Source organism: Gordonia hydrophobica NBRC 16057 (assembly GCF_001592365.1).
GTDB lineage: Bacteria > Actinomycetota > Actinomycetes > Mycobacteriales > Mycobacteriaceae > Gordonia > Gordonia hydrophobica.
On record NZ_BCWU01000044.1, the window covers coordinates 1 to 532 of the forward strand.

Consider the following 532-nt stretch of genomic DNA (forward strand, 5'->3'; position numbering starts at 1 on the left):
CCGCTCAGGCGGGAAGATTCGCGTGATCAGGGCCATCGTCTGCGGGGTGATCAAGGCGGCGCCGAGTCCCTGGACCGCGCGCGCCGCGATCAGCTCGCCGATGTCGGTCGAGAATCCGCACCACACACTCGCGGCGGTGAAGAGCAGCAGACCCGCTTGATAGACCCGCTTGGGGCCGACCTTGTCTCCGAGTCGGCCCGCGATCAGCAGCGGCACGGCGTACGTCAGCAGGTAGGCACTGGTGACCCAGACGATGCCGTTGACGTCGGCATCGAGGGCCTGCATGATCTGGGGTTGCGCCACCGCGACGATCGTCATGTCGACGAGGATCATGAAGAATCCGACACAGAGCGCCATCAACGCGGCCCAAGGCCGATCAGTGACGGACTGGAATGTCGACGCCTGCGGAGTCGAGGTCACCGGCGTCCCCTTTCGAAGTGAATGCGGGAAAGGTTAACACCGCCCTCCGACGTCGGCCGACATCCGTTCGGCGGACCTGGAGCAGCAAAACCCGATGTGACGCGCGCGACGT

At 65.2% G+C, this 532-nt stretch carries 1 protein-coding gene; it reads right to left on the reverse strand.

What is annotated here, in order from left to right:
• The coding region (locus tag GH2_RS21155; RefSeq protein ID WP_157086201.1) for an MFS transporter at window positions 1-357 on the reverse strand (357 nt) is incomplete at its 3' end.
• Window positions 358-532 lie beyond the last annotated feature (175 nt).